Below are 5,469 nucleotides of genomic sequence, written 5' to 3'. Positions count from 1 at the left end.
TGGTCGTGCCACGGTGACAAGTCACCTTAGTCCCGACGGTGTGCGGGGCAAGCCCCCCAAATAAACCGCTATCGTGGGCGATAGCTTTTCGCTCGCTGGGGCGGCGAAATTTATTCGGCTCCCCCCGGTCTGCTTATATTCGCTGGGGCGAATAGCCGCGGAGGGGTTCGACGACGCAAATTAGCAATTTCTCCGAAATTGAATTTACTCGTCTCTCTCCCCTTCCCATTCTGCATAGCCGAATGGGAAGCCCAACGGCGTCTAATTAACAATCCTTGTTGGATTGAATTAGACGCCTCAAGGTCAAAACCAAGGTCAAAACCAAGGTCAAAACCAAGGTCAAAACCAAGGTCAAAACCAAGGTCAAAACCAAAATATAACGTCGCAGGTGTAACCTTTATAAAAGCTCGTCTTCTATTTGTTTTATTTTATTAAGATAGCATTCACGCGTTTGTGCCAGTGATTCTTCATCAAGACAATATCCTCGCATTGCCGCCGCCAGCTTTAACTTTTCAGCATCTTCGTCTTTCAAGCGAACAACAATATCAGAGAGGTTTTCCATCACTTTTTGATGGAAAACCTCATAATGCAAACCACTCTTTCCTGCCGCGTCTTTTTCAATCCTGATAATAAGCACATCTATACGAATGCTGTCATTCAATTCTGAGAAAGGATTTCTAATAAAGTTTTTCCTGTCCATACTCACCCCTTTAATTTTCCAAACTTGCTTATGATTTTTTTAATGAAGTCGCCAGGAACCATTGAGGCGGGACATTCATCACGCAACATATCTTCTCGAGCATCAGCAGTATGATTTGGTAGAAAAGAGCCTTTTTTCTTTACCTGTTTTTTGAAGAACTTCTTAATTTGCCCTTCACAACCTTCTTTACTAGAACCGCTAACTTGCCCCCACATGCACAAAGTCATTTCGCATGGCTCATCAGCCTTAGCAGGTAAGCAATTAAAAGTGATGGCGCATAATAATGCCGCCATAAGGATTTCTCTCTTCATAGTTAATCACCACTCAGGATTAAATTACTTAGCGACTCATGTAAATATCGATGCAATATTCACACGCTTTCTTTTCACCATAATAGATCGTCTGTCTGGCTCCATGCTGTCGCAGCCAGTTTTTTACAGCAAACCAATCGGTTTTCCTTCCTGTTGCCACAGTTATTTTTTCAGAGTGCAATAAGCCGTACCAAAACGCTTCCGGGTAAACTTGATTATCACCAGAAAAATTATCCACTTTCAAATTCCACCCTCCAGAAACCTTGGGTGCCTGAATGAATAAATTATTTTCCTTCCACAGAGGCATTGATGAATTTACAGTTTCAGACGGCGATTTATCAGGCTTAGGTGGTTCAGGAGGGGAGCTACAACCAGAAGTTATTACGCAAGGAAGCAAAAACAACAAAGTTTTAAAACATTTCATTTCGGAAATCCTTCATAAACTTATCACGGTGTACAGGCTTATAATATATATCCCCCATTCTTCTTACATCGCCATTCACATCTATGCTTACTACGATGTCGATGCAATTAAGAACTTTCCTCAACAAAACACTATACGGTAAGTTTGTGCATTCAGGGTGTTGATAGCAACGTTCGACTATCCCCTGTATAGCCGCATGAGGGCTTCCATTATGAATAGAGGTCATACAACCTTCATGACCTGAGTCTGTAATCTTAAGGAAGTCCCAAGATTCAGCACCGCGAATTTCCGTAAGTAAAATACGATCTGGATTCATACGGTAGTTCCATCGTATAAGGCGAGCAGGAGTAACGATAGCTGATTTATCATCACCTGCTTCCGATGGGTAGAAGAGGTGAACATAATTTTCCAGACCGTTAAACCTTAACTCATTGTTATCTTCAATAGTTACCACGCGAAGATGCAAAGGGATAAAACCCACCAACATTTTCATGTAAGTTGTTTTACCTGAACCTGTTTCCCCTGCTACAACAATCGTTTTTCCATATCTAACTGCCTTTTCCATAAAAGCTGGTATGTCGCCAGAACTGTACAGTTTAAGTAGTTCCTCATCTCTGCTGTCTGATTTCTCTTTGCCTGTCACCCGGTCATAAAAACCGTTATCGATATATTGCTGATGCGGAATGACTACGTTAGATGGTTTGCGAATTGTTATTGAAATAGTGTCTCTTTCACATGCAGGCGGCAAAATAACCTGGCAACGTTCGCCAGTTTCCAACATGGCTGATAAACCCGGCTTCAAATCTTCGATATGATCGCCGTGATGTTTGGCTAATGCTGTTGCAAAGGCTTCACAGTGCGAAAAGCTGATAGAGCTATCATGCTTTTTCCATTGCCCCGCTATTTTTGTAAATAGCTCACCCGGCCTGTTGACTGCTATTTCTGTCAGGCCGGGCATCTCCAAATACGTGCCAAAAAAATCGTTTCGATACTGATTCAGCGATAGGTTTTTCACGCTCATATTACTTAACCTTGAGTTTGTATACCTTTGAGAAATCGATGTCTTGTCCAATTATCAGGTTGATAATTTCGCCCTGATTTTTATAAAGCGTCGGAGGGATATTGATAGAGTTATCCAGCGTTGTTTTCGCCATTTCAGCCATTGATTGACGAGAGTTTTCTGTGTAATCGGTATTACGATCTGTCTTGCCGGATGTGTTTGCTACAGCCGCCATTCCATCAGGAATGACGCCCACCATTAAAGCGCCGCCGAAACGGTCAATCCAGTGCTGATCTATCCAACCAGACACGCCAGCCTCACCTAGCTCACCGGCCGCATTCGTGTCTGTAAGCGGTATATCTAAGTATGGCTTCTGGCGTGTACGGAGTTTATTCACAATGATAAATACGCTGCCCTGTCCGTGATTAAGTGTCCCGCTCCGATATTCTGCGTGGGCTTCCGTTCCCTTCTCAATTAGCTTAACTCTCCCGCTGGCGCTGTAGATATCCTTAGCAATCGTGCATTTCAGTTTGCCCGATCGGTCAGACACAAAACGATAATCCATAGAGCAAGGAACGGATGTTAATTCAGGAACGTACAGGTCAGGGTTAAACGGAATACGGCGTACTGGTGATGGCGTTGAAGATGATGATGAACGGCTATCACTTCCTTCCGCATTTCCCTGTCCATTATCGGCATCGATTCCTGCGGTCCCGCTATCTACAGATTGGGTTGTTGTGCGGGCTGAATCAGATTCTGTTGTCGTGGAGGCTGAATCAGCTTCTGTTGAATTGCTCGACTTACCTACGATATTTAATGCTTCCTGCTGACGTGTCATTGTAGGGGCGCTTTCAGTAGCATTTGCTGTGTTTGTAGTGATGAGAGCGAGCGCTTTGTTTAGCCTCAGTGGAGCGGCAGCAGAATTTACGCTCTCCTGTGTATCACTACTCTTTGCAGCATCGCCTGAGTTAGAAACATCATTTTTTTTCTCCTCCTCTGGCTCATATGGCGCAGCGTCCTGCCCTAAATTTTTCCGTACATTGCTGGTACTTGGTTTGCTGTTGTCGGTGGTATCAGTCTGTTTGTCTTGAGGTGGTGCGCGGAGATAGGTTTTATAAAACCATGTACCTACCCAAGCCAACACAATCAAAATCAAACAGGCCACCAATGAAGCAAAAGCCGTTTTGCCTTTTTTCCTCTTATTCAGCGCTGAGACTTCCGGTCGCTGCGGCGTTGCTGATTCATCTTCTTCGTCGTCGTTTCCTAACTCCGCCTCGCGGCGCTGTCGCGCTTCCAGTTCAAGCTCAGCAACGCTTTTCTCTTCCTGCTCATTGAATGACTGATCATCTTTATTTTCAGTTGTCATTGAATGCCTCCACTCGCTCTACATTCGGTGACACCGTAGTGCCGTCTGTTGCCTTTACCTTTCCATATCCATTGTTATCCACGCCAACTACAGCATTCCCGGAGCGTAGTACCAGCTTCGGAGTAAGGTCATGAACAACCAGAACCGTGTAGCTGCCTTTACGTTGTACGGAACTATTAACGATCTGTTCCTTACCGCCATTCAGCTCAAACAGGGACGGGATATCCTTTTGTGGGGAAAAACCGAGAAAGGTAAAGCGCCCATCATCCCAGGCAAAATCTGGTGTGATCCTTCTGCTGCCCGCGCCTACGCGCATTGAGTAATCCCAGTTCCGAGGAATTTGGGCGATTTCCAGTGCTTTTTCGGTCCGGGCTTCTTCTGCCTGTTTCATCAAAGCCAGTTGCTGCTTAAGCTGCTCCTGGCTGGTTTTATTTGCCTCATCCTGTGGATAACGAAACATCACCACGTAAGCCGGTTTCATGCGGCTGTTATCATCCAGAACGTTAAGATCAAGCGAATAGATGCGCTTATTAGTGACTACCAACAAATTGGTGCGCCAGTCATGGCTGTTGGGAGGGATAACCACTTTTTCCGAGTTTCCATCGGCACCAGGAGCGCCCTGTTCTATAGGACGTGCCCGGACTTTTACCCGGTTGGCTTCTTTCGTAACTTCCCAGGCTGCCGGAAATCCGGCCTCAGCAGAGCTAACAGCCTCGTCATCAGCAAAAATTAGCGTGGTCACAAAGCCTGCACTGGTATTCACCACCGACACATTGCGCGGGTTATATACAACCTGTTGCATCCGGGCATCGTACCGGCTGCCATGTGGTACAGCCTCAGCGTGAGCCATTTCCGCGAGCATCCCACAGGAAAGCAGCCCGGCCAGCAACATAGCGCCCTTAAAAGTATTCCGGGCGAAAGAAGCCGAATCTTTATTCATTTTCATTATTGTCCCCCGCGAATTTCTTTATCACGCTGATAGCTCGTCACGGTGAAACCCAGCTCATTCGCTTCGCGTTCGCTGGCTTTCATTTCTCGATTAGGCTCAAAGTGGAATGTCATACGAACATCCCAATATTCTGTTTTGAGGGAGTTATCAGAGATTTTACGAATGGTTTTTTTAAAGCGGATAGTAGCCAGGCGATCGGGCGAAGTGGCGTCGCTTATGACGTTGCTGATTATGTCGATTTTTGCCACATAAGCGGCTTTCTGGTAAACCGCATCCGGGGCTTCCGCGCCTGCATACCAGGCAAGATAGGCATTGTTAACATCAGGAGTACCGTACAACTGCACCTGATCATAATTTGATTGCAGCTCAAAGTAGTTATAACTTTCTCGCATTCTGATGTAGCGAGCAACGCTAGCCCGCTCAACGGCTTCTTGAGCTGTAAGGCTGGTTTTTGAAACGCTTGTTACATGCTCAACCCGCCCCGTCTGGTTATCTACTGTATACAGTTCTACGTCTGTCTTTTTAAGCGGTAGCATGATGATTAACGCAATGATGGATAGCCCGCCGATAAAAAGGCCGGCAGCGCCCACAGTAAGACTGGCTTTTGCGATACGCTTTTCGCGCTCGATACCTGTCTGCTCAAAGTTCTTTGATTCAGCAATTAGCTTTTTTTCAGACATTGCCAAACTCCTTGATGATCTGCGGCGTGTTTATAGGTT

7 protein-coding genes are annotated in these 5,469 nt (G+C 45.6%); all 7 read right to left on the bottom strand.

What is annotated here, in order from left to right; all coding sequences use genetic code 11:
• Nucleotides 1-397: 397 nt before the first annotated feature.
• Genes CAPGI0001_RS07905 through CAPGI0001_RS07875 form a run of 7 tightly spaced genes read right to left on the bottom strand, consistent with a single transcriptional unit; the run spans nucleotide 398 to nucleotide 5,430 of the window.
• Nucleotides 398-700 carry a hypothetical protein gene (locus CAPGI0001_RS07905; RefSeq protein WP_002668613.1) on the bottom strand — a complete coding sequence of 101 codons (303 nt, stop codon included), beginning with the start codon at nucleotides 698-700 and terminating at the stop codon, nucleotides 398-400.
• A gap of 2 nt (nucleotides 701-702) precedes the next feature.
• Nucleotides 703-993, bottom strand: coding sequence for a killer protein (locus tag CAPGI0001_RS07900; RefSeq protein ID WP_211205499.1), 291 nt, complete (start codon nucleotides 991-993; stop codon nucleotides 703-705).
• 46 nt (nucleotides 994-1,039) lie between these two features.
• Nucleotides 1,040-1,435, bottom strand: coding sequence for a cag pathogenicity island Cag12 family protein (locus CAPGI0001_RS07895; protein WP_050769238.1), 396 nt, complete (start codon nucleotides 1,433-1,435; stop codon nucleotides 1,040-1,042).
• The gene (gene virB11, locus CAPGI0001_RS07890) at nucleotides 1,422-2,456 is read right to left on the bottom strand and encodes a P-type DNA transfer ATPase VirB11 (protein ID WP_002668618.1); all 1,035 of its coding nucleotides are present in this window, start codon (nucleotides 2,454-2,456) and stop codon (nucleotides 1,422-1,424) included. Before virB11 ends, CAPGI0001_RS07895 begins: the two co-directional genes overlap by 14 nt.
• 1 nt (nucleotide 2,457) lies before the next feature.
• The gene (gene virB10, locus CAPGI0001_RS07885) at nucleotides 2,458-3,801 is read right to left on the bottom strand and encodes a VirB10/TraB/TrbI family type IV secretion system protein (RefSeq protein WP_002668619.1); all 1,344 of its coding nucleotides are present in this window, start codon (nucleotides 3,799-3,801) and stop codon (nucleotides 2,458-2,460) included.
• On the bottom strand, nucleotides 3,791-4,741 hold the full coding sequence (virB9, locus tag CAPGI0001_RS07880; protein WP_002668612.1) for a P-type conjugative transfer protein VirB9: 951 nt from the start codon (nucleotides 4,739-4,741) through the stop codon (nucleotides 3,791-3,793). Before virB9 ends, virB10 begins: the two co-directional genes overlap by 11 nt.
• Nucleotides 4,742-4,746: 5 nt before the next feature.
• On the bottom strand, nucleotides 4,747-5,430 hold the full coding sequence (locus CAPGI0001_RS07875; protein ID WP_002668621.1) for a VirB8 family type IV secretion system protein: 684 nt from the start codon (nucleotides 5,428-5,430) through the stop codon (nucleotides 4,747-4,749).
• Between the last annotated feature and the right edge of the window lie 39 nt (nucleotides 5,431-5,469).

Source organism: Capnocytophaga gingivalis ATCC 33624 (assembly GCF_000174755.1).
Classification (GTDB): domain Bacteria; phylum Bacteroidota; class Bacteroidia; order Flavobacteriales; family Flavobacteriaceae; genus Capnocytophaga; species Capnocytophaga gingivalis.
This window is presented reverse-complemented; position numbering and strand designations above follow the sequence as displayed.

Excerpts from the sequence above, each read along its gene's own strand:
- CAPGI0001_RS07905 (WP_002668613.1), bottom strand. The coding sequence starts at position 700 with ATGGACAGGAAAAACTTTATTAGAAATCCTTTCTCAGAATTGAATGAC.
- CAPGI0001_RS07900 (WP_211205499.1), bottom strand. The coding sequence starts at position 993 with ATGGCGGCATTATTATGCGCCATCACTTTTAATTGCTTACCTGCTAAG.
- CAPGI0001_RS07895 (WP_050769238.1), bottom strand. The coding sequence starts at position 1,435 with ATGAAATGTTTTAAAACTTTGTTGTTTTTGCTTCCTTGCGTAATAACT.
- virB11 (WP_002668618.1), bottom strand. The coding sequence starts at position 2,456 with ATGAGCGTGAAAAACCTATCGCTGAATCAGTATCGAAACGATTTTTTT.
- virB10 (WP_002668619.1), bottom strand. The coding sequence starts at position 3,801 with ATGACAACTGAAAATAAAGATGATCAGTCATTCAATGAGCAGGAAGAG.
- virB9 (WP_002668612.1), bottom strand. The coding sequence starts at position 4,741 with ATGAATAAAGATTCGGCTTCTTTCGCCCGGAATACTTTTAAGGGCGCT.
- CAPGI0001_RS07875 (WP_002668621.1), bottom strand. The coding sequence starts at position 5,430 with ATGTCTGAAAAAAAGCTAATTGCTGAATCAAAGAACTTTGAGCAGACA.